Raw genomic sequence first — 26,489 nt, 5'->3', positions numbered from 1 at the left:
ATTATTATTAGGATCAGCAAGATCTGTTAGTAACCCTTTAAAGCAGTTTCAGATCATGAAGTTACACGATCTAAAAGGTTGTGTAATACAGATCGATAACCCCCTCATAATCTTGTGTATAAACCCCTTAGTTATCCACATGGGCAATTGTGAATAAAGTTACTCATTCTTCAGTAAGAGCTTATACACAGTGGTTTGTAGGATCCTATCCACAGCACTGATCAAGATGTGATCGCATTGGGGATAAAATGTTGGTTAATACTACTGTTAGATCGTTAACTAAGCATAGAATATGGCTTTCAGAGCGATCTAACTGTGGATGAGATCTTTCCACAATTTTTGAGTGGATCATATGATCACTCATTATCTTTTATTATGTGATCAGGAAAATAATTGAAAATTTATGGAGTAAACAGAAAAAATCAGTGCCACTAGGGAGTAATGATCATTATTAATGACACCCTTTTAGAGAATTACGAGGGGGATTTTAATGATCTTTTAACGCTTACTGCCTGTGGGTTTTGGTTTAGCGTACCTGATTAGGTTGATATCTTGGTGTGATATTCTGTGCTTCGGCTTCATCTTGGGTTAAGCCTTCACGTCTACTTGGCCCTTGAAAGCGTACTTTGTAAGTATCGTATTCTTTAACTGACTCAAAGCAATAGCGCCCCATAGCGTGTTCTAGTTCGCTTAAACTATGGTTGGTGATTAAGATACAGTTCTTTTTATTCACCAATCGTTGGCGTAATAAGTTACCCAACCAGCTTTGGGTATTCTTTTTAAGTACGGTTTCATTCACACACACTTCATCAAGAATGAGTAAATCGACTTCTAGTAGTTCTTGGTTTGCTTCTCTAAATTTCTGGCCTATGTTGTCTGTGGCACTAAAATCGTAAGAGGAATAACGCATTTCCAATAGGGTTGAAAGTTGCCTATATAATACGGATATCTCATATTGCTCTATGAGTTGATGCGCGATCGCGCCTGCAATATGAGACTTACCTCGGCCATAATCACCATAAAATAACATCATGTGTGAACCGCTTTGGCGCCAGGCTGGATCATCGTGAGCTGCAATGAACGATTGAGCGATAGATACTGCTTCAATAACATCGTCACTGTCTTCAATTAAATTTGTGAATGTCCATTTTGGATTTAGATCAGAACGCCCATGAATGGCTTCTACGCGCGCTTTTTTAGAGCGCTGTTGTAGTTGACCAATCTCTTGGTTTGCTTGGTTCTCATATTGCTTTCTAAGCGTTGCGTAATCGATATATTCATCATTAGGCTCTGAAGGCTTGTTAAGTGCCTTTGCAAGATTTGCAATTTTATCTGTAATTCGATCCATAGCATCAATTCTTCTTTGTGGACGTGGCGTATTTTTCCACCAGCTTTCTTGCATTATCATCTGCTTCGATACCAGCTGCAACTTTCACTTGCTGATTTCCTACTTTTCTTACAGGAGAATAACCTGCAGCTACCCGCTTATGCTTTATATTGTGAGCAAATTTCTGTGTCCACTGAAACTCACTTAATATAGTGGTTGGTCTGCCCAGCCAATAGGAAATGAATTCACCAACTTCATTTTCATCATATTCTGTGTCAATAATGCCTAGTAGCGAGGCCATCTCTAAGAACAGATCCTTGTTTGGTTTCCAGTCTGCTGAAATAGCAAAGTGAGATTTATGCAAGGTATCAAAGTTTGATTGTGCATTGTTTATCAAAGGAAGAAGTAGGGCTTTACCATTAATGGAGTGCTCTAAATCCAACGCTTCTGGAAGCGCCACCAGTCCAACAAGTTCAAGCTGCTTTAAAAGGCTATTAATTTGCCGGCCACGTTGATAGGGAGTGTCTTTATGCTCTCCGTTTAACATCGACAGTAAGAATTTATAATCAATAGCAGCACTTGCTGTTGATGCTGTATTGGCGGTTGGGCGTAAGCCAAGTAAGTAAAGTACGCGGCAATCATTGGATAGCGGCGATTGCAGTACCGCGAGTTCTGCTTGCGTTAGCGTTGTACTCATGCAGTTTCCAGCATTCGTTCAAACCACATTACCGCTTCATCTTCCGGTATAGGATGCTCCAAAACATCAATTAAATGGGCTGATGCCTCTAATGTAGCACCTCGTGATTTTAATAGATTTTCCATCATAAGAGCACCGAAACAATACGTGTCATAACTGGTATCTCCTAACCCAATAATAAACGCGTTTACCTTGGATAAATCAGCAGTTTCTAGTGCTTTAGCAAACGGTTTAATGTTATCGGGTAACTCTCCGGCTCCGTGTGTCGATGTGCAGACAATCCAATTGGGTTCGTCTTTTACGTCTTCTAATGTAGGCGTGTTATGGATAGTTACAGTATTCCCCATATTAATCAATGATTTCGCCAATGCATCGGCGACGTACTCAGATGCGCCGAGCATAGAGCCCACGATAATGGAATAATGTTTACTCACTTTCTACCTACCTTAGCCATCAAAATGTTTATGTGCCGTACTTGCTATTGCTCACTCTAGCCTGCTATTTGTTCGGCTTTTTACCATGATAAAAGATTGTCTTGGGATTACAAAGAAAAGTCGAGAACCACCCTAATAATTTAACGATAGCATTTAGATATAAGGTTTTATTTATATTTATATGCAAATTGGTCGTTTATTGTTCACAGTGCTGTCATATTGTGTAATTATTTTGATGACACCGAGTATGTCGAAAAAAAAAAGAGAAAATAAAATAATGAATAAAAATATAGTTCGCACAATAGGTGTAATGACGTTAACGCTTCACGCATTTGCTTTTGCCGATGTGGTGAATGGCGATTTTGAAAGCTGGAGCAATGGCGTTCCCAATAGTTGGGATACCATTGACTCAGGTATAGAGGTTTCTCAATCTAATAGTATTGTTTACAACGGCGATAGTGCTGCGGCGATTACGGTAAATACCACAACGCAAGGCTCTACCGATTTTAGGCAGTCAGTTGATGTAGTCAGTGGTGAGTCATACACTTTTAGTGTGTGGGTTTATCATACAGAGGGTGGCGTATCTGCGCGTCTTTACGTAGATGGTTACCAAGGTTATTCGACACCATCAAATACTGGGCAGTGGCAAGAATTAAGCTACGCCTATACCGCTTCTAGTACTTCATCTATAGACATAGGACTGAGGTTCTATGATCAGTCATCATTTGACGGGTCTGAACTCGTGTACGTTGACTTATTTTCGCCAACAGACAGCACAAGTGAGGAGCCGGGAGGAGAAACCTGCGAGTCTAATTCAGGTTCGTTCTCTCTCGTTACCGATAACTATGGTAGTGAGACTAGTTGGACTATTACCAATAGTGCAAACGCTGTGGAATATCAAGGTAGTGGTTATGAAAGTAACACCACCTATAGCGAATCGGTATGTCTCACTGACGACACTTACACATTAACAATACAAGACAGTTACGGTGATGGCATTTGTTGCAGCTTTGGCTCAGGCAGTTATTCGTTAACATTTGATAACGTTACCGTGGCGAGTGGTGGTGAATTTACGTCTTCAGAAGCTACTACCTTCACGCTAGGAAATAGCGGCGATAATGGAGGAGGTGACGGAAGCGGCGGTAATAACGATACATCAGACTATTATTCAAATGCGTCAGGTATGACAGGTTATTCATTAAAGACTGCACTTTACAATATTATTAAAGGGCACAGCTCACAGTCATATGGTGACCTTTGGACGTTTTATGTTTCTTATGGCCTAGATAGCTATTATGAAAACGATGGCAGTATATTGGATATTTATTCTGAACTTCCTTCTTCTAACGACCCTTATAGTTTTACTTCTAGTAGTGATCAATGTGGAAACTACTCTGGAGAAGGCGATTGTTATAACCGAGAGCATTCCTTTCCTCGTAGTTGGTTTGGTGGCGCTGTAGCACCAATGAATACAGATATTCATCATGTATTTCCAACCGATGGATATGTGAACTCTAAGCGCAGTAGTTACCCTTATGGGGAAGTGGGCAGTAGCACATTTACCTCTCAAAATGGCTCACTATTAGGTGCAGCGGTTTCCGGTTTAGGCTATTCCGGTACGGTATTTGAACCTATTGATGAATTTAAAGGCGATATTGCTCGCGCTTATTTTTATATGGCTACACGATATGAAGATGTCATCAGTTCATGGGAATCTAATAGTAGCTATGGTGATGCGGTGCTTAATGGAACAAGTAGCCAAGTTTTTGAATCATGGTTTTTAACAATGTTGTTAAATTGGCATCAACAGGACCCAGTTAGTCAAAAGGAAATTGATAGAAATGAGGCTGCTTATAGTTTTCAGTCGAATCGAAATCCGTTTATTGATAATCCTGATTATGTGAATGACATTTGGGGGAACTAGATTGGTTGGGTCGCCAGAGACTCTCTGGCGACCTATTACTTACCAATACAGAAAGATGAAAATATCTTTCCAAGTAAATCGTCTGAGGTGAATTCACCGGTTATTTCACATAATGACTGATGGGCTAAACGAAGTTCTTCTGCAAGTAGTTCGCCGGCCATAGCATCGTGAAGTTGTTGTTCGCCTATTACTACATATTCGTAGGCTTTTTCCAACGCATCGAGATGACGTCTTCTGGCGATGAATTGCCCTTCAGTGGTGGTGTCGAAGCCCATGGTTTTGGCTAAATGATCCCGTAGGGTATCTATACCGTCACTTTGTTTTGCCGAAATATTAATAACGGGCATCTCGCCATGCTCTGTTTTTACTTGATTCAAGCCAACTTGCAAGTCGCTAAGATCCGCTTTATTTTTGATTACCGTGGTAGGGATACCTTGTGGTAAGCGAGCCATAAACTCAGGCCAAATTTTATAAGGATCTGCCACATCGGTAGTGGTTGAATCAGTGACAAAAAGTACGTGATCGGCTTCGCTAATTGCTTGCCACGCCCGTTCAATACCAATCTGTTCTACTTTGTCAGGGCTATCACGAAGCCCGGCGGTATCAATGATGTGCACCGGCATGCCGTTAATGTGAATATGCTCTTTTAATACATCTCGGGTCGTGCCTGCAATTTCGGTGACAATGGCACTGTCTCGGCCTGCTAATGCATTAAGTAAACTTGATTTACCCGCATTAGGACGCCCGGCAATAACCACCTGCATCCCTTCTCTGAGCAGGCTTCCCTGCTTTGCTTGCTCTCTCACCACTTGAAGATGCGCAAGTATGGCGGCTAAGTCACCAGATACTTTGCCATCAGATAAGAAATCAATTTCTTCTTCAGGAAAGTCGATAGCGGCTTCAACGTACATGCGTAGATGAACAATTTGGTCGGATAAGGTTTGAATTTGGGTTGAAAATTCGCCCTGTAACGAACGTAGCGCGCTTCTTGCCGCTTGTTTAGAACTGGCATCAATTAAATCAGCAATCGCCTCAGCTTGCGCTAAATCGAGCTTATCATTAATGAATGCTTGTTCACTAAACTCACCTGGATTAGCTAATCGTGCTTTACCAGTGGAAAGCACAGCATCAATGAGCATATCCATCACAACTTGGCCGCCATGACCTTGTAGTTCTAATACATCTTCGCCCGTAAATGAATTAGGCCCTTTGAAGAATAGCGCGATACCTTGGTCGATAACGTTTTGTTGACTATCGACAAACGGGGTATAGGTCGCCAATCTTGGCGTTAGCGGTGTGGGAACTAATACTTCAGCGATAGCTTTTGCGTATGGACCTGAAACCCGCACTATTCCAACACCACCGCGCCCAGGGGCAGTGGCTTGAGCGGTAATGGTATCGGTTGTGATGATATGTGAATCCATATTTTAGTCGCGAAAGTTCTTAAATTGAAAAGGCTGACCTAAATCTGATGATTTGACCAAGGCCATAGCTTGTTGTAAATCGTCACGCTTTTTACCCGTTACTCGAAGTTCTTCACCTTGAATAGCCGTTTGTACTTTAATTTTCGCGTCTTTAATTATTTTTACGATCTTTTTGGCAATGGGCTGTTCTATGCCTTCTTTGAATGCGATAGTTTGACGATAGGTTTTCCCATTCGCATCAAACGGCTTTACATCTAAAAACGACGTATCTAGGTTTCGTTTAGAGCATGCGGTTCTAAACATGCTTTCCATTTGCTGTAGCTGGAATTCAGCTTCCGCTTTCATCACCACGGTTTTCTCTTTGTATTCAAAGCTCGCTTCAATACCGCGAAAATCGAAACGTGTGGCAAGTTCTCGGTGTGCGTTTTCAGTGGCGTTGCGCACTTCTTCCATATTGATTTCAGACACAATATCAAATGATGGCATAGTTAATTTATCCTCGTAGACAAAACAGCCCGCAATTGGCGGGCTGTTTATTATAAAAGAAATAGACGTTGCTATTTAATTCCCCGCTTCTCCATAGAAGCATATATCATTTTGGCTTGTACTAACGTAATGATGTTACTCACCAACCAGTATAATACTAGACCTGCAGGGAACCATAAGAAGAACACACTCATAGCCACAGGCATAAACTGCATTATCTTTTGCTGCATAGGGTCAGTAATTGTTGTCGGTTGTAATTTCTGCAACAAGTACATACTTGCGCCCGTTAATATAGGCAATACAAAGTATGGGTCTTTCACTGATAAGTCAGTGATCCACAATGCAAAATCTGCATGGCGTAATTCAACACTTTCCATTAACACCCAATAGAGCGCTAGGAAGATAGGCATTTGAAGTACGAGCGGTAAACAACCACCCATTGGGTTAACTTTTTCTTTCTTGTAAAGCTCCATCATCGACTGAGACATTTTTTGTCTGTCATCGCCAAAACGGTCTTTAAGTTGTTGCATTTTAGGCGCTAGGTTACGCATGCGAGCCATAGATTCGTACTGCTTCTTAGTCAGCCAGTACATTGCCCCTTTCACTACGATAGTAATTAAGATGATGGCCACACCCCAGTTATTCACTAAGCTGTGAAGGAACGTAAGCAAAGAAAACAGTGATTGCGATATCCACCATAGAATGCCGTAATCGACGGTTAAATCTAATCCGCGGGCGATCTCTTTTAACTTGTCTTGATCTTTTGGACCCATATAAAGGGTGCTAGACAACGTTTTTGCTTCGCCGGTATTAACCACTGCCGCAGGCATCAATACACCGATAACCGCGTATTGATTTGAAATATTGCGCGAGTAAATGGTGTTAACTTGATCTTGTGGTGGTACCCAAGCAGAAACAAAATAGTGCTCTAGCATACCAGCCCAGCCAGCCTTGGTCGTTTCACGCAACTTGTCATCTGCAATATCATCAAACGTGTATTTTTGATAACGGTCTTCTTCGGTTGAATACGCTGCGCCGCGATAGGTAGGCATAAACATGTTGCCGTCGTCTTCCGCGTCGATGACTTGCTTAAGCTGTGCGTATTGCTGCACATTAGCCGCAGCACCAGAATTATTTTCTACGGTGTAATTTACCGCAACTTCATAATGGTCTTTTTTGAAGATAAACGTTTTGGTAACAGAAAGTCCTTGGTCGTTTTTCCACACCAAAGGCACTTCTAGGCTGTCACCGGTCATTTCATAAAAATTGCTATCGGTACGATAAACAGGGCGACCGCTACTGCTAGCATCAGGTCCGTTAGCACCAATAAGACCACTTTGCGCTACATACAGGCCATTACCTGAACGTAATAGGCTATAAGGTTCTTCTGAGCCTTGGGTAACTGGAAACTTCAATAAGTCGGCGGTAATAACGTCGCCACCTAATAAATCGATGCGAAGGTCTAAGCCATCAGTTTTAACTTCGATAATGCGGTTAGCATTTGATGCGCTAGCCATTGGTTTAGCCGCTGGAACGCTATCACCAGTAGGCACATCTTCAGATTGTGCATCATCAAATGATGGTACACCTTGTGATACCTGTTCGGCTTGCTCTGTTTGTACTTGCTGTACAGGTTGAGGTCCGTATTCTTTTTGCCATTGTTGCCAAAGCAAAAAGCTGACCAGCGCCAGGCCAATTATCAGAAAACTACGTTGCGATTCCATATAGGTCTCTTTATTTTGAGTGTTTATCTTGTTGTTTTTCCGGTACTGGGTCGTAACCACCGGCATGCAAAGGATGGCATCTTAATATGCGTTTGATTGATAGCCAACCGCCTTTTACTAATCCATGTGTTTTTAATGCTTCAATAGCATACCAAGAACATGATGGATGAAAACGACAGCGTTGTCCTAAAATAGGAGATATAAACCATTGATACAATTTTATGAGTATCAGTGGTAGCGCGATTAAGACGCGTTGCAACGTTTGGCTAATTTTTTCCATAGCTTATCCATCGTTGCGAAAATCTCTTGATTGCTCAGTTTGTCAGCACCAGATTTACCAATTACGATAATATCCACATTTGGAAGGTCATGTTGCTTATGGCGAAAACTTTCACGAATTAAGCGTTTTAAACGATTTCGGTCGTGAGCTTTACGAATGCGCTTTTTGGCAAGTGTAATGCCTAAACGTGGGGATGGTAGAGTATTTGTTCTTGCAAGGATGGTAAACGAGGGAGATACAGCTGGAATTGCATTATCAAACACATAGGTAAAGTGGGTGGGAGTTAACAGACGTAACTCCCGTGAAAAATGATTTTCGCCCACTTTAGGTGCTTTCTACTTAAGCTTAAGCAGAAAGACGAGCGCGGCCTTTTGCACGGCGAGCTGCTAGTATTTTACGACCATTTTTAGTCGCCATACGTGCACGAAAACCGTGAGAACGCTTACGCTTCAAATTGCTCGGTTGAAATGTTCTTTTCATGACCAAAGTCTCACTTATATTTAATTAAACATAGGCGTTTTTGGTAAACACTTTATTCTGTTGCCAGAATAAGTTGTGCTTATCACCAGAAAAGCCCATCGAAAAAGGACGCTGAATTCTAGAGATCTCGGGGGCTACTGTCAATCAATAATCCACTATTTCGGTAGAAATTGTGAACAACGTTTACTGAAGAGGCTTAAATGCTAATCAGTCGCCATAATTTTAACTGTGAATAAGCTGGTCATAATAACCATTTTATCCACAGATTTTTAATTTTTAAGTCACTATGAACGGTTTTTAGCCTATGATCTTATTCAATTATGCGTATTTTAATTCTTAATTTAACTAAATTAAGCACATTTTCGAATAAGGAGTCTTCTGATTTAAATCAATGGTTTATGAAATTGATCCTGATGATCTTCAAAGATCGCCATTTACTTTTTGTTGATAAAGTAAGATAATCCACAGCTATTAAAACGATAAAACAATTTCTCGCTGCTACCCAACAATATACATCCGCCTAATTTTCTTCCTGGCGCGCATCTCGGTGCCTGTTTCTTTGTATTGGTTGTTATTTGCGAGTTACCGGAGCTAAGTAACTTACATGTCTTTATGGAATCAATGTCTTGAACGTTTGCGTCAAGAATTACCCACGCAACAATTTAGTATGTGGATCAGACCTTTGGTTCCTCAAGAGGAAGAAGGTGTTGTAGCCTTATTTGCCCCTAACCGTTTTATTCTTGATTGGGTAAGAGATAAGTATCTCGATAACATTACTGGGTTATTGCGGGAATTTGCAGGTCCAAACGCACCTCAGTTACGCCTTGATGTTATGAGTAGAGAAAGCTTAAGCCGCAGTAGAGCTGCTGCTTCAGCTACGCCGCAGCAATCCCAAAGCCAAAATCAGGGTCACAGCGAGAAGCAGAGCTTCAGCGAAAACCAAGGCCAACCGGCTCATCAATCGTATAACCAAGCACCTAGTCAGCTATATAACCCATATTCAGGGCGATCATCCGGAAATATGGCAGGTCAAGCGGGAAACGATCAGCAATCTATTGATAATAATAACAATAGTGCGTCGTCACCTGTACAGGCGAGTGCTCGCTCTGCTATGCCTCAAACAGGTTACAGTCAACAAAGTCATTCTACGTCTACTCATGATAACAGACAGTATGATCAACGAAGTGCTGGATCTAACACTATGCGATCAGCACCTCAACAGCCTAAAGTGATCCCGATCCCGGAAGCTGCTAAGCATAAAAGTAATATCAACCCGACTTATCAGTTTGATAACTTCGTTGAAGGTAAATCTAACCAATTAGCTCGAGCAGCAGCCACTCAAGTGGCTAATAACCCTGGTAGTTCTTATAACCCGTTGTTTATTTATGGCGGAACAGGTTTAGGTAAAACTCACTTATTGCATGCTGTTGGTAATGGTATTGTCGCTAATAACGAAAATGCCAAAATCGTGTATATGCATTCTGAGCGCTTTGTTCAAGATATGGTTAAGGCACTTCAAAATAACGCGATAGAAGACTTTAAACGCTTCTACCGCTCAGTGGATGCTCTATTAATTGATGACATTCAATTTTTTGCGAATAAAGAACGCTCTCAAGAAGAATTCTTCCATACCTTTAATGCGTTACTTGAAGGTAATCAACAAATCATTCTCACGTCCGATAGATACCCTAAAGAAATTGACGGGGTAGAGGACCGCCTTAAGTCTCGTTTTGGCTGGGGGCTAACCATTGCTATTGAGCCACCTGAATTAGAAACTCGTGTCGCTATTTTAATGCGAAAAGCTGCCGAGAACCGAATACAGTTACCCAATGAAGTTGCTTTCTTTATCGCTAAGCGTTTGCGTTCGAATGTTCGCGAACTGGAAGGCGCGTTGAACCGAGTGATTGCTAACGCTAATTTCACCGGTCGTCCGATAACCATCGATTTTGTACGTGAAGCCCTAAGAGATTTATTAGCGCTTCAAGAAAAATTAGTTACGGTTGATAATATTCAGAAAACTGTGGCAGATTATTATAAGATTAAAGTTGCTGACATTTTATCTAAGCGAAGAAGTCGAAGTGTTGCAAGGCCCAGACAAGTGGCGATGGCATTAGCGAAAGAGCTTACCAATCACAGTTTGCCTGAGTTAGGAAATGCCTTTGGTGGACGAGACCATACAACGGTACTTCATGCTTGCAGAAAAATAACGCAGCTTAGAGAAGAAAGTCATGATATAAAAGAAGACTATAAGAACCTCATTCGGACTTTGTCTTCCTAAAAAATGACCTTTAGAGGCGAGATAGCACAGCAATGAAATTTAGTATAAGCCGCGAACAATTTTTACAACCCCTTCAGCTGGTATCGGGGGCTGTAGAGCGTAGACACACATTACCTATTCTCTCGAATGTGCTCATTAAAGTTAGTGAAGACGCACTATGGCTAACGGGTACAGATTTAGAGGTTGAACTCATTTCTAGCGTTAAGTTAGAAGGGGAGTTCACCGAAGGCGAAATCACCGTTCCTGCCAAGAAACTCTTCGATATTATTCGAGGTATTTCTGAAGGTACCGATATTCATTTTTCTTTAGATGGTAACAAAGCGCTGATCAAAGCAGGGCGTGGTCGTTACACACTTTCAACGTTATCAGCCAACGATTATCCAAATCTAGAAGATTGGGAAGGCGAAGTTGAGTTTGAAATTACGTGTAGCGATATGAAACGCCTAATTGATTCAACGAGCTTTTCAATGGCACAGCAAGATGTCCGCTATTATCTAAATGGCATGTCGTTAGAAACGGAAGAAAATATTATTCGCACCGTCGCCACTGACGGTCACCGTCTAGCACTTTGTCGTTTAAGCTACGAAACAACACTTCCTGCCCGACAAGTTATTATTCCTCGCAAGGGGGTGCTTGAAATATCGCGTTTAATAACGGAAGACGATAAATCATTAAAAGTACAAATTGGTGCAAACCATTTACGTATTTTTTCAAACGACTTCATCTTTACATCTAAACTTGTAGATGGCCGATTCCCTGATTATCGTCGTGTATTGCCTCAAGATGGTGATAAAGAAATTATTGCCAGTAAAGCGGTATTGAAAGACGCTTTTTCACGTGCAGCTATTTTATCTAATGAAAAGTTTCGTGGCGTTCGGTTAAATCTTTCTTCGGGTGAACTGAAAATTACAGCAAACAATCCAGAGCAAGAAGAAGCCGAAGAAATTGTAGATGTAAATTACCAAGGCGACGATTTAGAAATTGGGTTTAATGTAGCCTATCTTATTGACGTATTGAACTCGCTAGGTTCTGACGATGTAAAAATTAGTTTGTCCGACTCTAACGCAAGTGCATTAATTGAAGATGCAGCTGACGATGCTGCACTTTATGTCATTATGCCAATGCGTTTGTAGTTATTAATACAATCCATTGGTTATCGGTGTTGGTGGTAGCGGTCATTCGTTACCTTCCATCGCCGTTTATCTTTTATCATCGTGATTTTTACCGAGTCTTCTTATGAAACTGGACAAGGTCCAGCTTACGAACTTCCGTAACATTTCTTCTGCAAGCCTTTCACCTTCTCCAGCGTTAACAATTATTCGCGGCGTAAACGGTAGTGGAAAGTCGTCTCTTGTTGAATCTATTTTTTATTTAGGTTTTGGCCGCTCATTCCGAACGAATAAACACACATCTGTTATCAAAACGGGGGAAGAGGAGTTTAGTGTATTTGCAAGCTGCAGAAACGAGAATAGTGAATCTTTAAACGTAGGCTTTCAGCGGCGAAGAAACGATACATTCACGTGTAGTATTAACGGAGAACATTCTAATAAGCTTTCTGATTTAGTGAGCTTAGTGCCAGTTCAACTCTTTACACCGCAAAGCACGGACCTTATTTTGGGTTCACCTTCTGAGCGTAGACGGTTTTGTGATTGGGGATTGTTTCACGTGGAACACAGCTTCCAATTGTTGTCTGTGCAATTTTCGAAGTTCCTAAAGCATCGTAATGCTTTATTGAAACTACAATCCGATTTGTTGGCAACGCAAAATCAGTATTGGGAGCAGTGTTTTTTAGAACGGGCGGAAGCTTTGTCGCGCAAACGAGAAGAATATATTTCGAAATTGACGCCTATATTTAAAAAATATGCGACAACATTTCTACCAGAGTATGAAGTTTCACTGAATTACTACAAAGGTTGGGAAAAAGATGCGTCTTTAGCAGAAAGCTTAGTTAAAAAACGTGAGTATGATGGTAAAATAGGTCATACAACTTCTGGCCCCCACAAGGCTGATATTAAGCTAAAAGTGAATGGGGTTAATGCCCAAGAGTTATTATCTCGTGGGCAGCTTAGAATGGCTGTTGCGGCGCTGCAAATGGCGCAAACCGAACTATTTAATACTTTAACTGACAGGAAAAGTATCTTCTTGTTAGATGATGTAGGCGCAGAACTTGACGCCGATAAACGTGAGTTATTTATAGACGGGCTGTTAGATATGGATACGCAGGTTTTCGTTACTGCAATTGAATCTTCGCAGCTTGAATTCATACAAAAATATAACGAAAAGAAAATGTTTCACGTGGAACATGGAAGCGTGAAAGAGGAGTAAAACCTAGTATGTCAGAACAGAATAATTACGACTCGTCCAGTATCAAGGTACTTAAAGGATTAGACGCCGTACGAAAGCGTCCTGGTATGTATATCGGTGACACGGACGATGGTACAGGACTTCACCACATGGTTTTCGAGGTTGTTGATAACTCGATAGATGAAGCTTTGGCTGGACACTGTTCAGAAATCGTTGTGCAAATACACACAGATGGCTCTGTTTCTGTATACGATGACGGTAGAGGAATTCCCACCGCAGTGCACGAAGAAGAAGGCGTGTCTGCGGCTGAAGTTATTATGACAGTTCTGCATGCTGGCGGTAAGTTCGATGATAACTCTTATAAAGTATCTGGCGGACTACACGGTGTTGGTGTTTCAGTAGTAAACGCATTATCGAGTAAATTGAAGCTTCGTATTCGCCGTGAAGGCAAGACACACGAACAAGAATATCAACATGGTGTTCCTCAATCACCTTTGGCTGTCATTGGTGAAACTGATAAAACAGGTACTAGCGTTCGCTTTTGGCCAAGCTCAGATACCTTTACCAACACATTATTTCACTACGATATTCTAGCTAAACGTTTAAGAGAGTTATCTTTTCTTAACTCTGGTATTTCAATTCGATTGAAAGACGAGCGAGACGGTAAAGAAGATCACTTCATGTACGAAGGCGGAATTAAAGCTTTCGTTGAATACTTGAATCAAAAGAAAACACCTGTTCACCAGAAGGTTTTCCATTTTACGCATGAACAAGAAGATGGTATTTCAGTAGAAGTATCTATGCAGTGGAATGATGGTTTCCAAGAAAATATCTACTGCTTTACCAACAACATTCCTCAAAGGGACGGTGGTACTCACTTAGCCGGTTTCCGTGGTGCGTTAACAAGAACGCTTAATAACTACATGGAAAAAGAGGGTATGAACAAAAAGGCCAAAACTAACACGAGCGGTGATGATGCGCGTGAAGGTTTAACGGCTGTTGTATCAGTGAAAGTTCCTGACCCTAAATTCTCTTCTCAAACTAAGGATAAGCTGGTTTCATCAGAAGTGAAAACAGCAGTTGAATCAGCAATGAACGAAAAGCTTGCTGAGTTCTTACTTGAGAACCCTGCCGAAAGTAGAATTATTGCAGGCAAAATTATCGATGCTGCACGGGCTCGTGACGCAGCACGTAAAGCACGTGAAATGACTCGCCGTAAGGGTGCGTTAGACTTAGCTGGCTTGCCAGGTAAGCTTGCTGATTGTCAGGAAAAAGACCCTGCACTAAGCGAACTATATATAGTGGAAGGAGACTCTGCTGGCGGTTCAGCCAAGCAGGGACGAAACCGTAAGAACCAAGCTATTCTTCCACTTAAAGGAAAAATATTAAACGTTGAGAAAGCACGTTTTGACAAAATGCTTTCTTCACAAGAAGTTGCCACACTGATCACTGCACTAGGTTGTGGTATTGGACGCGACGAATATAACCCAGAAAAACTACGTTATCACAGTATCATTATCATGACGGATGCTGATGTGGATGGCTCGCACATTCGTACATTGCTACTGACATTCTTCTATCGTCAAATGCCAGAAATCATTGAGCGTGGTTATATTTATATTGCACAGCCGCCGCTTTATAAAGTGAAAAAGGGTAAGCAAGAGCAGTATTTGAAAGATGATGATGCGTTAACGGCATACCTGACCTCTATCGCAATTGATGGTGCATCTCTGCATACTAGTGATGATGACCCAGGTATAAGCGGTGTAGCGTTAGAGCAATTGGTAACTTTATATCAATCAGCAGAGAAGATGATTACGCGCATGAAGCGCCTAATGCCATCATCTATTCTTTATCGAATGATTTATACGCCTACATTGAATCTAGAAGATTTAAAAGATGAAAGTACGTTAGCGAACGTGGCTGAGCACTTTGTAGCGCAGCTTACTGAACGTGAAAATGATGGCGCAACTTATCGTTACGAAATTCGCAGAGACATTGAACTCAGTGAGTTTTATATCACCATTATTATGCGTATGCATGGTATTGATTACGAATACGTAATTGGTCACGACTTTATTGAGTCTACTGAATATCAGCGTCTTAAAGAGCTTAATTTAGCGATTAACGACATGATGAGCGCAAATGCGTTTATACAACGTGGTGATCGTAAAATGCCGGTAGAGTCATTTAAAGAAGCACTAGATTGGTTAATGAGTGAAGCTAAACGTGGTCAGTACATTCAACGCTATAAAGGGCTAGGTGAGATGAACCCAAGTCAGCTTTGGGAAACAACCATGGATCCTGAAGGCCGTAGAATGCTTCAAGTGAAAATTGAAGATGCCATTGCGTGTGATCAATTGTTTACTACGCTAATGGGCGACCAAGTAGAACCAAGACGAAACTTCATTGAAGCTAACGCCTTAAGAGTAGAAAACTTAGACGTGTAATCTAGTTAAGTTCATCGTTGAATAATGATATGAACAACTAAAACATAAGTTGCTAAAAATAGAAAAGCCCGGTTAACTGAAAAGTTACCGGGCTTTTAAATGTTTATTTGAAGGTAGGCCGCATAGCCCCTTAGTTAGGCATACAAAGACGCAAAAACGCCACAGCTATCTAGTTTCCTCGACGCCTAATAACTAGACTTACTTCGCCTGTACCAGCGGGCGAAACGACAAAACGATAGATACCCGTGGTTGATGGGGTAAACTGCAAATTCTCAGAATTTTGCTGACACACTAAATAAACCACCGACTCAACCATTACCGGTTGGCCTTTATATTTTCCACCACAACTTTGTGATGGCGTCCAGTTTTCGTCAGACAAACGGAAGTCATAAGGCTGGCCATCGGCAATAAGTTCAACATCAACAAACCAACCGTCGGTATCCTTCGTGAACCGATAGGCCGGGGATGATTCCCACCAATTAAATACACCGCGCAGATAAAGGTTTTTAAAATTAACCTGTGGACTAGGCTCCATCACTTCAGGAATAGAGAACCCTGAACGATTTGCACAGGCTGTTAACAGAAACGAAAAAATAATAACTAAAAGGGTTTTATTCACACTTGCTCCAAATACAAAAACGCCCAACGTGGGTTGGGCGTTATAAAATGATTGTCGTGTAAGGGTGCGCGCCCTTAAACCGTAATCCTAAATATCTAAGACTTAGCCAACAATGATATATCGCCTGTAGTAAGGAAAAGTTGCCTTAAAAGCGATAACAACGCAAGTCGGTTTTGCTTAACAGCATCGTCTTCAGCCATAACCATCACGTCATCGAAGAAACTATCAATAGCAGTACGTAGTGTTGCCATTGTAGAAAGTATCTTAGTGTAGTCTTGAGTAGGAACAGCTGTGGTTACCACAGATTCAGCAGAAATTAGCGCGCGATAAAGTGCTTTCTCAGCATCTTCACTTAACAAGGATTCAACAATTGTAGCACTTACGCTGCTGTCGACGCCTTGCTTAGCTAGAATGTTCGCCACGCGTTTATTAGCCGCGGCCAGGGCGTCAGCTTCATCAAGCTGTTTAAACTCGGCTACGGCGTTTACACGGGCTACATAATCACTCGGTTGAGTAGGGCGTCTGGCAGAAACCGCTTGAATAACATCAATAGCGATACCTTGGTCTTGTAACATTGCAACAAACCTTGCTAACACAAAATCAACGACTTGTGCTTGGAAATCTTGGTTAGACAGCTTATCACCGTATACTTCACCGGCTTTAGCAACAAGGACTTCGAGATCGAGAGGCAATGAAAGCTCAGTGATAATACGCAATACACCAATAGCTGCACGGCGCAACGCGAAAGGGTCTTTATCACCTTTCGGTAGTTGGCCAATACCAAAAATTCCAACAAGAGTATCTAGCTTGTCAGCAAGTGCTACTGCAGCACTAATTCCTGGCGAAGGCAAAGCGTCACCCGCAAAACGAGGCATATACTGTTCATAAAGCGCTTCAGCAACCGCGGCATCTTCGCCATCGTTTAACGCATAGTATTTACCCATAACGCCTTGTACGTCTGGGAATTCCATTACCATGTTGGTCATTAAATCGGTTTTAGCAAGTAACCCCGCACGAGCAGCGAGCGCTTCATTAGCGTTAATTTGTGAAGCAATAAAACCAGATAACGTAGAAATACGTTTAGATTTTTCGTTAAGCGTACCTAATTGCTTTTGGAAAAGAACGCTTTCAAGACTGGCAAGCCGACTTTCGAGTGAAGTCTTTTTATCACTATTAAAGAAAAACTCAGCATCAGCTAGGCGAGGGCGAATAACTTTTTCATTTCCGCTTATTACCTGAATAGGATCTTGGCTTTCAATATTACTGACAAATAAGAACGTGTTAGAAAGCTGACCATCACTATCAAGCAGTGGAACGTATTTTTGATCATCTTTCATGGTGTAAATAAGTGCTTCTTTAGGCACCGCTAAGAAGCCTTCTTCAAAACTCGCTTGCATCACTACCGGCCATTCAACCAGTGAGGCGATTTCTTCAAGAAGATCTTCATCAAAATCGGGTGTAAGAGAAAGCGCATCAGCGGCAGTTTGTAGTTGCTGACGTACCTTGTCTTTACGCGCTGTGAAATCAGCTACCACATAATGGGCTTCCAAGGCACTTGCGTAGTTGTCGGCATGGTCCAGCTCAAAGCGCGCTTCGCCGTGGAAACGATGGCCTTGAATAGTCCTACCGCTTGCTAAGCCTAATGCTGACAAGTTCACTACTTCACTTCCATACACAGCTGCAAGGGTATGAACTGGGCGAATAAACTGGGTAGTGTAGTTACCCCAACGCATCGCTTTAGGGATAGGAAGCTTGGCAATAGCTTGGTTAAGTAAAGACGCTAATAACTCGCCAACTTGTTTACCTGGCACATGCGCTTTGTGTAATAGCCATTCACCTTTGTCTGTAACAAGACGTTCTGCATCTTCTACACTAATACCATTACCACGAGCCCAACCTTGGGCTGCCTTGGTAGGATTACCATCAGCATCGAAAGCGGCGCTAACAGCAGGGCCACGTTTTTCTACCGTTTTATCATCTTGGCTTTCAGCCAAAGCTGACACATAAACCGCTAACCGACGTGGTGCAGCAAACCAGCTTACGCTGGTAAAGTTGAGCTCAGCCGCAGTAAGTGCTGCCTCAAATTGCTGTGCAAAGGCTTCGCCAAGAGACTTAAGCGCTTTAGGTGGAAGCTCTTCTGTTCCAAGCTCTATCAAACAATTCTCTGTTCGCACCTTTAAGACTCCTTATTACAAAGTGGGAAACCAAGCGCTTCACGCTTCTGGAAATAACTCTCAGCACATGCTTTGGCGAGAGTACGCACGCGCAAAATATAGCGTTGACGTTCTGTCACTGAAATAGCATGGCGAGCGTCTAGCATATTAAATGCGTGAGATGCCTTCATTACTTGCTCATAGGCAGGCAGTGGTAAGTTCTTCTCGATAAGCAGTTGGCTAGCTGCTTCGCATTCATCAAATGTACGGAATAACGCATCAACGTTGGCGTACTCAAAATTATAAGTAGATTGCTCTACTTCATTTTGATGGAATACATCGCCATAGGTTACTTTACCCATAGGGCCATCTGCCCATACTAAGTCGTAAATACTATCTACGCCTTGTACATACATGGCTAAACGTTCTAGGCCGTAAGTAATTTCGCCGGTAACTGGCTTACATTCAATACCGCCAACTTGTTGGAAGTAAGTGAACTGAGTTACCTCCATACCATTAAGCCATACTTCCCAACCAAGACCCCATGCGCCAAGGGTAGGTGACTCCCAGTTGTCTTCTACGAAGCGAATGTCATGCACCAACGGATCAAAACCTAATTCTTTCAAAGAACCCAGATACAACTCTTGAATATTGTCAGGAGAAGGCTTCAACATTACTTGGAATTGATAGTAATGTTGTAAGCGGTTTGGGTTTTCACCGTAACGACCATCAGTGGGGCGACGGCAAGTTTGAACATAGGCACTGCTCATAGGCTCTGGGCCTAATGAACGAAGAAATGTCATTGGGTGAAAGGTACCCGCACCTACTTCCATATCAAGGGGCTGAATGATTACGCACCCCTGACGCGCCCAATAATCTTGAAGCGCAAGGATCAAACCTTGAAAGGTATTAATATCGTATTTCTGCATACATCCGCTGCTTATTGGTTATCTGTATCTTTAAAGGTGGGATAGTATACAATTTGTAACGCATAGTATGTAGGTGTAAAGCGTTAAAAAGCGCCATGAAACCCGTTAAAAGATGACTTAAACGTGGATTAACAAGGCTATTTAAATTATGGCATCAACTAAATTGAATCGTTGTGGCTGGGTGAGCGATGACCTTCTATATCAAAAATATCACGATGAACAGTGGGGGCGACCTGTTTTAGATAGCAAAGAGTTGTTCGCTAAACTTTGTTTAGACGGTCAACAGGCCGGGTTGTCGTGGATAACCATTTTAAAAAAACAAGCAAATTACGAAGCTGCTTTTCATAACTTTGAACCTACAAAAATAATTCAAATGGATGAGCAAGAAATAGCGGCATGCTTGCAGAATCCTGGCATTGTGCGCAACAAACTAAAAGTCGCGTCCATTATTAAGAATGCCCATGGCTATTTAAACATCGAAAAACGGGAACGTTTTTCCGACTTTATTTGGCAGTTTACCGATGGTAAAACTATCATCAACGAATGGAAAGACGTTAAAGAGGCTCCTACCTTTACCGCCGAATCCAAAGCAATGTCGAAGGCGCTTAAAAAAAAGGGCTTTTCATTTGTAGGTGAAACCATTTGTTATGCTTTCATGCAAGCGGTAGGCATTGTGAATGACCATGTTACAGGCTGTCATTGTTACGAAGAAACCTGTCAACTAGCAAGGCGATAACCCTAAATAAACCCCAATAAAAAAGCGCTTCATAAGAAGCGCCTTTAAAGGGGGGACTGGTATTATAGCAACCAGCTAGGTAATAGACTGGCAATAAGCTTTTATTGCTGGCATTTCACTTAACACTTTAGATTCATAATCTGACTCAATTTGCTCTCTGGCGAAGTCTTGCTTACGCCTTTCTTGTTTAGTCAGTTTTTGCCTATCTTCAAGTACGGCAAAGCCGCTCACTTCTACGAATAACGCATAAGTATGAGGGTAGGACGCTTTATGATCTGGTGGAGATAAAATAGGTAATGCACCCAATAAATTGACTATCCGAATAACCCCTTCAGATAAGTCGCACTGTTGTTGTTCCATTGCCTTAGCGATAGTATAAATACTTTCGCTAATCGTTTTTATACGCTCTTCTCTCACCTTCTGCTGGCGTTGGTTTTGTTGCTTCAGCTGGAACAACAACCGACCTGCGTAAAAACCAAGTGCGACTATAACCAATAGCGCCACAATAACTAACACTGTCCACAGCATAAAACAGAGCCTGCCTTACTAATTCTTAAAGTCGTTAATATCTATAGCGTCTAAATCATCTAATGGATCCATTTCGTCGTCATCCTCACCATCGTCTTCTACGATGCCTAGCAAATCGCAGAGAATGCGGTGGCGTGCCATTTTTTCATTAACGTAAGTTTGTTGTTCTTTAGTAAGTTGCTTGTCGTCATCAAGCTTATCTAACAATGACGCTAAACGTTGATCGGCTTCAAGTGCTGCCAGCTCTTCGCTTGGCGTGGCGAATTTTTTCTTTTGCGTCGGCGTAGTCGTCATTGTCGTTTTCTTAACGACTAGAGGAATAGGTTTCTTACTGCCTAACCGTGGGTCTTGGTTTTCACGACGCTTAGAAGCACCGTTCTCACTCTGCTCAACGTTGTGACGGTTACCAGCAGGTTTGCCTTTATGCTTCTTTGGACGAGGGGTACTTTCCTGACGCTTTTGCCCAGGTTTGCGATCAGGATCTTTCCTGACGCCAATGAGTCCAACTTTACGAGACTTTTTTGATCTTGCCATATATAAAAGGTATCAAATTTTAGAGATTGAAAGGACATATTATAGCGCGAATTGCTCAAAGCTTCTTCATCAATACAGCATGATTCATTGGAAAGTGAATTTGCCGACGGGCCTGTTCGCGATAATACAGCTTGAGGGTCTACGAATAAGTAGGTGTTTGCCGAATAATAAGTAATACAAACGCTGGTATACACTTAAATTTAGGCAAGAAAAAAGGCGATGGCTTTCACCATCACCTTACATTGTTTGAGTGTCAGATGACACCTCTCCCGTTATTTACACTTCTATGTGTAATTGTGCTTCCCAGCTTGGCTCTCCTTTTTATTGGTTTTAGCAGAGCTCATTTTTGTTCTTGGCCTTCTTGGCGCTTTATCCAATCTTCCGTGTTGTATTTTTATTATTATTCTTGTTATTTAGCCTGTAGTGTTTCAGACAAACCTACAAACTATTGCGATAGACTACACGAATAATTTTGAAATACAACTTTATACGCAACAATTAATTAACAAATGCGGGTATAATTTCAGAGTCTTAGTGTAAGCCCGCGATATAGTTAGATAAAATTTCGATATCTTCATCGGTTAATTTCATCGCAATATCACGCATCATGCCATTCATATCGTTATGGCGTTGACCTGAACGGAAAGATTTCAATTGTGCTGTGGTATAGGTTACATGCTGGCCACTGATATCAGGGAAGCCAGCTAAGCCCATTCCGTTACCTTTAGGACCGTGACATGCGATACATGCGGTAACGCCGCGAGACTCATCACCGCCTTGATATAAAGCGCGACCAGCTTCAATGTATTGCTCTGCTGTTTCACCTTCTTTAGGTGTTTGGCTAGAGAAGTAAGCGGCTAAGTCTTTCATGTCTTGTTCTGAAAGAGGGGCTGCCATACCATTCATTACCGCATTGTTACGGCCTTCTTCGCCACCTGTCTGTGACGCAAGTTTGAACTCCATTAATTGCTTAACGAGGTACTTTTCGTGCTGTCCTGCTATTTTGGGATTCATGTCTATCATGCTGTTACCATCAGGCCCATGACATGCTGCACATACTGCAGATTTTGCTTTACCTGCTTCAGCATCACCTTCTGCCATCGCAGAAACTGAAATACCTAAAGACACACACAATAACAAACACAGTTTTTTCATAATAAATCTCTTAAATGGATCCAACGGCTCGCGTAACATACGTGATATCATGCGTATTTTACACATTTAACGCGTCAGAAAAACCTATTCCATGATAAAACTATGGTTTTTAGCAGGTTTAGATCATTAATAGAGTTTAATTCTAGGGTTATGACGCATTTGAGGTAAGTCTAGATGTCGTATTACACCAAAGCAAAGTTCTTTACCAGTGCACCTGATATTCGCCATTTAAAAGATGACAGCGGTATTGAGGTGGCGTTTGCTGGCCGTTCTAACGCGGGCAAGTCGAGCGCATTAAATACACTCACTCGTCAAAAGAACCTAGCAAGAACCAGTAAAACACCAGGTCGTACACAGCTCATCAACGTTTTTAATCTTGAAGAAGACCGTCGTTTAGTCGATTTGCCTGGTTATGGGTTTGCGCAAGTACCACTTGCAATGAAAAATAAATGGCAACAAGCATTAGGTGAATACCTTCAAAAGCGTAAATCGCTTAAAGGTTTAGTGGTGCTTATGGATATTCGTCACCCGTTTAAAGATCTTGATCAAGATTTGATTCATTGGGCAGTAGATTCCAATATCCCTGTATTAGCCTTGCTGACTAAGTCAGATAAGCTCAAGTCGGGTAAGCGAAAAGCTCAGCTGCTTATGGCGCAGGAAGCTGCACTGGCGTTTATGGGTGATGTGACCGTAAATACCTTCTCATCGTTAAATCGACAGGGATTGCCAGAGCTCGAAAAAGTGTTGAATAAGTGGTTGGCACTTGACGAAAAATCTCCTGACGCAGAATAAAATAAAAGGCCAGATAAAAGAAAGCCCCGCTAAAAAGCAGGGCCAAAATACTGAGAGAAAACACATAAAAACCGAATATATAGAGTAGGCAGATTTCGGTTAGTTCACTATAAAATACAAAAAGATCTTTATTTGTATTTAAGTATATGATTATTATGTGTTTTTATTTAAAGAATGTTTGGAAGCTTTATTGCAGATATAAAAAAACCCCGACAAATCTGTCGGGGTTAAAGCAAAGGTTTGAAAACAGATTTCTCACCTCTGTACCCTACACGCATTAGGGTACAATAATGGTGAAAAAAGGCAAGTAAGAGTGTAATAAAATTACCAAACTCGCCCAGTTTTGAGCTATTGCTCACTGTTTTTTGTAATCTAATTACTTTTTAGTGCGCTTCATCCCAGTTATCGCCCACGCCCGCTTCAACCACAAGCGGCACATTTAATACTGCGGCTTGCTCCATTAAGCTGACAATATTTTTAACCTGTTCCTCAAGATGCTCTTCTTTAATCTCAAATACCAATTCATCATGTACCTGCATCATCATGAGTACGTCATCACTTTCAAGTGAGGTGATCCAATCGTCAACTTTTATCATCGCCATTTTGATGATGTCGGCAGCTGTACCTTGCATAGGCGCGTTGATTGCTGCGCGCTCTGCGCCTTTGCGACGTGCGCCATTGCTGGCTTTGATATCCGGTAGGTACAAGCGGCGACCAAACACAGTTTCCACGTAGCCTTTTTCTTTAGCGCCTTCTCTGGTGCTGTCCATGTATTCAAGCACACCAGGGTAGCGTTCAAAATATAAGTCCATGTATTTTTGGGCTTCGTGACGTGGAATATTAAGTTGTTTGGCAAGGCCAAAGGCACTCATTCCATAGATCAAACCAAAGTTTATAGCTTTAGCACTGCGACGTTGTTCAGTCGTGACTTCATCAAGGGTTACCCCAAACACTTCTGCCGCGGTTGCTTTGTGGATGTCTCTGCCGTGAGCAAATGCATCAAGCAAGCCTTCATCGCCCGATAAATGGGCCATTATTCTAAGTTCAATTTGAGAATAATCGGCAGCAACAATCTTGTAACCTTCACGTGGAACAAATGCTTGTCTTACCTTACGGCCTTCTTCATTTCGAATGGGAATATTTTGAAGGTTTGGATCCGTTGACGATAACCGTCCCGTTGCTGTAATAGCTTGATGGTAAGAAGTATGAACTCGACCCGTGCGATGATTAATCATTTTAGGGAGTTTGTCGGTATACGTATTTTTAAGCTTGGTTAACCCTCTATACTCCATTAACTTTTTAGGTAACGGAAATTCAAGGGCGAGTTCTTGTAATACTTCTTCTGAAGTAGAAGGGGCACCCTTGGGGGTTTTCTTAATAACCGGTAATGACATTTTCTCAAACAAAATGTGTTGAAGCTGTTTTGGCGAACCTAAATTAAATACCTCGCCGGCTTCTTCATGCACTTCTTTTTCTAGTTCAGCAATACGCGTAGCTAAGTCTTGGCTCTGCTGACGTAACCGTTGGCTTTCAATTAATACACCTTGCTGTTCCATACGAGATAAAACACAGGCAACCGGCACTTCAACATCAACCAATAGTGCTTTAAGCTTGGGTTCGTTTTCTAGTTTTGCCCATATTGCTTGATGAAGGCGCATAGTAATATCAGCATCTTCGGCAGCATAAGGACCTGCTTCTTCTAATCCAATTTGGTTAAAAGTAAGCTGCTTAGCACCTTTACCTGCAATTTCTTCAAAGTGAATTGTTTTATGACCTAAATAGGCAAGGGCTAGCGAGTCCATGTCATGACGCTGCGCTGTACTGTTTAACACATAGCTTTCCAGCATAGTGTCAAAGCCGATGCCATTTAACGTTATGTCATAATGCGCGAGTACATTCTTGTCATATTTAATGTGCTGACCCACTTTGATAATGGTTTCAGACTCTAAAATAGGCTTCAATGCCGTAAGTACGTAATCTCGTGATAACTGCGTGGGTGCATCGGGATAATCATGAGCAACAGGCACGTAAGCCGCAGCACCGGGTTCGATACAAAAAGAAACACCAACAAGTTCAGCTTCCATGTAGTTAACACTGGTCGTTTCAGTATCAACAGCAATAAGCGGCGCTGCTTTTAGCTTTTTAATCCAGCTATCAAACGTAGCTTCATCTAGCACCACGTCATAACCAGACTTATCGATATTACTTTCTGGTTGTACTTCATCTGTATCGCTTGAATCTGATGTGCTCTCAGTCCCCGTTGATTTTGAGGGCTCATTACCATCGCTTGCGATCAATGCGCTAATTTCTGTATGCCAGCGCTTAAACTCATACTCTGCAAATAATGACTGTAATGTTTCGTTATCTGGTGATGTAGGGCAAAGCTCATCTATTTTGTATTGTAGATCTAAATCAATGGCAATCGTGGCAAGGGTGTATGACAGGCGAGCTTGCTCTTCATACTCTCGCATTTTAGTTGCCATAGTTTTGCTCCCTCTAAACGAGAGATCGGCAATTTTATCAAGGTTGTCATAGATAGCACTGATGCCACCAATACCGTTTAACAGTGCTTGTGCACTTTTATCACCCACACCAGGTACGCCAGGAATGTTATCGACTTTGTCACCCTTAAGGGCTAAGAAATCAATAACCAGTTCTGGTGGAATACCGAATTTCGTATTTACCCCTTCAATGTCCATAATCTGATTTGTCATAGTATTGATCAAGGTGACATTTTCGTTGACCAGTTGTGCCATGTCTTTATCGCCAGTACTGATCAGGGTATCAATACCATGTTCTGTGGCGCGACAGGCTAGGGTACCAATCACATCATCGGCTTCAACGCCAGACTCAACGATGACAGGTAAACCCATGGCTTTGATGATGGTGTGCAATGGTGCTATCTGACTGCGTAACTCTTCCGGCATAGGTGGGCGATTCGCTTTATATTCTTCATAAATATCGTCGCGAAACGTTTTACCTTTGGCATCAAAGATGACTGCCATGTGAGTAGGGTTGTATTGTCTAATCAAGCTTTTCAGCATGTTGACAACACCATAGATCGCACCGGTATCCTGACCTTTTGAGTTCGTCAGGGGCGGCAATCCGTGAAATGCTCTAAATAGATAAGATGATCCATCTACTAGAATAAAAGGGGGCTTTTTCGAATCTGTCATAGCTATGCATTAACCAAGCTTAGAATAAGGCGCAAGCATGCCATAGGCGCTAGTGGATC

The 26,489-nt window shown here is 41.8% G+C and carries 23 protein-coding genes; 7 read left to right on the top strand and 16 right to left on the bottom strand.

All coding sequences use genetic code 11. The features are described from left to right. Window positions 1–526 precede the first annotated feature (526 nt). From KYS23_RS19645 to KYS23_RS19635, 3 genes are read right to left on the bottom strand one after another with little or no spacing between them, the layout of a single operon-like run. Window positions 527–1,348 (bottom strand): ATP-binding protein, encoded by an 822-nt coding sequence (locus KYS23_RS19645; protein WP_218397614.1) that lies wholly within the window; start codon window positions 1,346–1,348, stop codon window positions 527–529. A gap of 4 nt (window positions 1,349–1,352) precedes the next feature. Then, window positions 1,353–2,024, bottom strand: coding sequence for a DnaT-like ssDNA-binding domain-containing protein (locus KYS23_RS19640; RefSeq protein WP_218419899.1), 672 nt, complete (start codon window positions 2,022–2,024; stop codon window positions 1,353–1,355). After that, a complete protein-coding gene (locus KYS23_RS19635) occupies window positions 2,021–2,458 on the bottom strand; it encodes a flavodoxin domain-containing protein (protein ID WP_159534253.1) in 438 nt (145 codons plus the stop codon). Before KYS23_RS19635 ends, KYS23_RS19640 begins: the two co-directional genes overlap by 4 nt. Before the next feature lie 277 nt (window positions 2,459–2,735). Here KYS23_RS19635 and KYS23_RS19630 point away from each other — a divergent pair, with 277 nt between their 5' ends. Next, on the top strand, window positions 2,736–4,382 hold the full coding sequence (locus KYS23_RS19630) for an endonuclease (RefSeq protein ID WP_218397618.1): 1,647 nt from the start codon (window positions 2,736–2,738) through the stop codon (window positions 4,380–4,382). A 35-nt stretch (window positions 4,383–4,417) separates the two neighbouring features. On the opposite strand, the gene mnmE is transcribed toward KYS23_RS19630, so the two are convergent. The 6 genes from mnmE to rpmH form a co-directional block, all read right to left on the bottom strand. After that, window positions 4,418–5,806 carry a tRNA uridine-5-carboxymethylaminomethyl(34) synthesis GTPase MnmE gene (gene mnmE / locus KYS23_RS19625; protein ID WP_218419897.1) on the bottom strand — a complete coding sequence of 463 codons (1,389 nt, stop codon included), beginning with the start codon at window positions 5,804–5,806 and terminating at the stop codon, window positions 4,418–4,420. Between the two features lie 3 nt (window positions 5,807–5,809). Beyond that, entirely contained in the window at window positions 5,810–6,292 is a 483-nt protein-coding gene (locus KYS23_RS19620) for a YajQ family cyclic di-GMP-binding protein (RefSeq protein WP_159534259.1), read from the bottom strand. 71 nt (window positions 6,293–6,363) lie between these two features. Further along, window positions 6,364–8,016 carry a membrane protein insertase YidC gene (yidC, locus tag KYS23_RS19615; protein ID WP_218419895.1) on the bottom strand — a complete coding sequence of 551 codons (1,653 nt, stop codon included), beginning with the start codon at window positions 8,014–8,016 and terminating at the stop codon, window positions 6,364–6,366. 10 nt (window positions 8,017–8,026) lie between these two features. Further along, complete coding sequence (gene yidD / locus KYS23_RS19610) at window positions 8,027–8,275, bottom strand: membrane protein insertion efficiency factor YidD (RefSeq protein WP_159534766.1); 249 nt, start codon at window positions 8,273–8,275, stop codon at window positions 8,027–8,029. Beyond that, a complete protein-coding gene (gene rnpA / locus KYS23_RS19605; RefSeq protein WP_013786828.1) occupies window positions 8,260–8,619 on the bottom strand; it encodes a ribonuclease P protein component in 360 nt (119 codons plus the stop codon). Before rnpA ends, yidD begins: the two co-directional genes overlap by 16 nt. A gap of 22 nt (window positions 8,620–8,641) precedes the next feature. Continuing rightward, window positions 8,642–8,776, bottom strand: a complete 135-nt coding sequence (gene rpmH / locus KYS23_RS19600) for a 50S ribosomal protein L34 (protein ID WP_049791785.1) — start codon at window positions 8,774–8,776, stop codon at window positions 8,642–8,644. Window positions 8,777–9,380: 604 nt separating this feature from the next. Between rpmH and dnaA the strand changes: the two genes are divergently transcribed. The 4 genes from dnaA to gyrB all read left to right on the top strand — a co-directional run bounded on the left by dnaA (window position 9,381) and on the right by gyrB (window position 15,808). Then, window positions 9,381–11,054 (top strand): chromosomal replication initiator protein DnaA, encoded by a 1,674-nt coding sequence (gene dnaA, locus KYS23_RS19595; protein ID WP_218397624.1) that lies wholly within the window; start codon window positions 9,381–9,383, stop codon window positions 11,052–11,054. Window positions 11,055–11,086: 32 nt separating this feature from the next. Further along, window positions 11,087–12,187, top strand: a complete 1,101-nt coding sequence (gene dnaN, locus KYS23_RS19590; protein WP_159534265.1) for a DNA polymerase III subunit beta — start codon at window positions 11,087–11,089, stop codon at window positions 12,185–12,187. A gap of 103 nt (window positions 12,188–12,290) precedes the next feature. Further along, window positions 12,291–13,379 carry a DNA replication/repair protein RecF gene (recF, locus tag KYS23_RS19585; protein ID WP_218419894.1) on the top strand — a complete coding sequence of 363 codons (1,089 nt, stop codon included), beginning with the start codon at window positions 12,291–12,293 and terminating at the stop codon, window positions 13,377–13,379. A gap of 8 nt (window positions 13,380–13,387) precedes the next feature. Next, the gene (gene gyrB, locus KYS23_RS19580) at window positions 13,388–15,808 is read left to right on the top strand and encodes a DNA topoisomerase (ATP-hydrolyzing) subunit B (RefSeq protein ID WP_159534269.1); all 2,421 of its coding nucleotides are present in this window, start codon (window positions 13,388–13,390) and stop codon (window positions 15,806–15,808) included. A 169-nt stretch (window positions 15,809–15,977) separates the two neighbouring features. Here gyrB and KYS23_RS19575 read toward each other — a convergent pair whose 3' ends face one another. The 3 genes from KYS23_RS19575 to glyQ all read right to left on the bottom strand — a co-directional run bounded on the left by KYS23_RS19575 (window position 15,978) and on the right by glyQ (window position 19,509). Further along, window positions 15,978–16,427, bottom strand: a complete 450-nt coding sequence (locus tag KYS23_RS19575; RefSeq protein WP_159534271.1) for a putative periplasmic lipoprotein — start codon at window positions 16,425–16,427, stop codon at window positions 15,978–15,980. 95 nt (window positions 16,428–16,522) lie between these two features. Further along, entirely contained in the window at window positions 16,523–18,601 is a 2,079-nt protein-coding gene (gene glyS, locus KYS23_RS19570) for a glycine--tRNA ligase subunit beta (protein ID WP_159534273.1), read from the bottom strand. A 2-nt stretch (window positions 18,602–18,603) separates the two neighbouring features. Next, on the bottom strand, window positions 18,604–19,509 hold the full coding sequence (gene glyQ, locus KYS23_RS19565) for a glycine--tRNA ligase subunit alpha (protein ID WP_013782512.1): 906 nt from the start codon (window positions 19,507–19,509) through the stop codon (window positions 18,604–18,606). 148 nt (window positions 19,510–19,657) lie between these two features. On the opposite strand from glyQ, the gene KYS23_RS19560 reads away from it, so the two are divergent. Beyond that, a complete protein-coding gene (locus tag KYS23_RS19560) occupies window positions 19,658–20,245 on the top strand; it encodes a DNA-3-methyladenine glycosylase I (RefSeq protein WP_218419892.1) in 588 nt (195 codons plus the stop codon). 75 nt (window positions 20,246–20,320) lie between these two features. Here KYS23_RS19560 and KYS23_RS19555 read toward each other — a convergent pair whose 3' ends face one another. The 3 genes from KYS23_RS19555 to KYS23_RS19545 form a co-directional block, all read right to left on the bottom strand. After that, window positions 20,321–20,773: a DUF2489 domain-containing protein gene (locus KYS23_RS19555; protein WP_218419891.1), complete on the bottom strand. Its 453-nt coding sequence runs from the start codon at window positions 20,771–20,773 to the stop codon at window positions 20,321–20,323. Window positions 20,774–20,791: 18 nt separating this feature from the next. Next, on the bottom strand, window positions 20,792–21,307 hold the full coding sequence (yihI, locus tag KYS23_RS19550) for a Der GTPase-activating protein YihI (RefSeq protein ID WP_218419889.1): 516 nt from the start codon (window positions 21,305–21,307) through the stop codon (window positions 20,792–20,794). A 531-nt stretch (window positions 21,308–21,838) separates the two neighbouring features. Then, window positions 21,839–22,462 carry a c-type cytochrome gene (locus KYS23_RS19545; protein WP_159534281.1) on the bottom strand — a complete coding sequence of 208 codons (624 nt, stop codon included), beginning with the start codon at window positions 22,460–22,462 and terminating at the stop codon, window positions 21,839–21,841. 174 nt (window positions 22,463–22,636) lie between these two features. Here KYS23_RS19545 and yihA point away from each other — a divergent pair, with 174 nt between their 5' ends. Then, window positions 22,637–23,254: a ribosome biogenesis GTP-binding protein YihA/YsxC gene (gene yihA, locus KYS23_RS19540; RefSeq protein ID WP_126871553.1), complete on the top strand. Its 618-nt coding sequence runs from the start codon at window positions 22,637–22,639 to the stop codon at window positions 23,252–23,254. A 383-nt stretch (window positions 23,255–23,637) separates the two neighbouring features. Here yihA and polA read toward each other — a convergent pair whose 3' ends face one another. Beyond that, complete coding sequence (polA, locus tag KYS23_RS19535) at window positions 23,638–26,430, bottom strand: DNA polymerase I (protein WP_159534283.1); 2,793 nt, start codon at window positions 26,428–26,430, stop codon at window positions 23,638–23,640. Between the last annotated feature and the right edge of the window lie 59 nt (window positions 26,431–26,489).

It is taken from the genome of Alteromonas lipotrueae (genome assembly GCF_019249255.1).
Taxonomy (GTDB): domain Bacteria; phylum Pseudomonadota; class Gammaproteobacteria; order Enterobacterales; family Alteromonadaceae; genus Alteromonas; species Alteromonas lipotrueae.
Note: the sequence above shows the minus strand (reverse complement) of the source record. Positions and strands in the feature narration are given on the sequence as shown.

Excerpts from the sequence above, each read along its gene's own strand:
- mnmE (WP_218419897.1), bottom strand. The coding sequence starts at position 5,806 with ATGGATTCACATATCATCACAACCGATACCATTACCGCTCAAGCCACT.
- KYS23_RS19555 (WP_218419891.1), bottom strand. The coding sequence starts at position 20,773 with ATGCTGTGGACAGTGTTAGTTATTGTGGCGCTATTGGTTATAGTCGCA.
- gyrB (WP_159534269.1), top strand. The coding sequence starts at position 13,388 with ATGTCAGAACAGAATAATTACGACTCGTCCAGTATCAAGGTACTTAAA.
- KYS23_RS19620 (WP_159534259.1), bottom strand. The coding sequence starts at position 6,292 with ATGCCATCATTTGATATTGTGTCTGAAATCAATATGGAAGAAGTGCGC.
- KYS23_RS19640 (WP_218419899.1), bottom strand. The coding sequence starts at position 2,024 with ATGAGTACAACGCTAACGCAAGCAGAACTCGCGGTACTGCAATCGCCG.
- yihA (WP_126871553.1), top strand. The coding sequence starts at position 22,637 with ATGTCGTATTACACCAAAGCAAAGTTCTTTACCAGTGCACCTGATATT.
- recF (WP_218419894.1), top strand. The coding sequence starts at position 12,291 with ATGAAACTGGACAAGGTCCAGCTTACGAACTTCCGTAACATTTCTTCT.
- yihI (WP_218419889.1), bottom strand. The coding sequence starts at position 21,307 with ATGGCAAGATCAAAAAAGTCTCGTAAAGTTGGACTCATTGGCGTCAGG.
- rpmH (WP_049791785.1), bottom strand. The coding sequence starts at position 8,776 with ATGAAAAGAACATTTCAACCGAGCAATTTGAAGCGTAAGCGTTCTCAC.
- dnaN (WP_159534265.1), top strand. The coding sequence starts at position 11,087 with ATGAAATTTAGTATAAGCCGCGAACAATTTTTACAACCCCTTCAGCTG.
- KYS23_RS19545 (WP_159534281.1), bottom strand. The coding sequence starts at position 22,462 with ATGAAAAAACTGTGTTTGTTATTGTGTGTGTCTTTAGGTATTTCAGTT.
- KYS23_RS19560 (WP_218419892.1), top strand. The coding sequence starts at position 19,658 with ATGGCATCAACTAAATTGAATCGTTGTGGCTGGGTGAGCGATGACCTT.
- yidC (WP_218419895.1), bottom strand. The coding sequence starts at position 8,016 with ATGGAATCGCAACGTAGTTTTCTGATAATTGGCCTGGCGCTGGTCAGC.
- polA (WP_159534283.1), bottom strand. The coding sequence starts at position 26,430 with ATGACAGATTCGAAAAAGCCCCCTTTTATTCTAGTAGATGGATCATCT.
- KYS23_RS19645 (WP_218397614.1), bottom strand. The coding sequence starts at position 1,348 with ATGGATCGAATTACAGATAAAATTGCAAATCTTGCAAAGGCACTTAAC.
- dnaA (WP_218397624.1), top strand. The coding sequence starts at position 9,381 with ATGTCTTTATGGAATCAATGTCTTGAACGTTTGCGTCAAGAATTACCC.
- KYS23_RS19630 (WP_218397618.1), top strand. The coding sequence starts at position 2,736 with ATGAATAAAAATATAGTTCGCACAATAGGTGTAATGACGTTAACGCTT.
- glyQ (WP_013782512.1), bottom strand. The coding sequence starts at position 19,509 with ATGCAGAAATACGATATTAATACCTTTCAAGGTTTGATCCTTGCGCTT.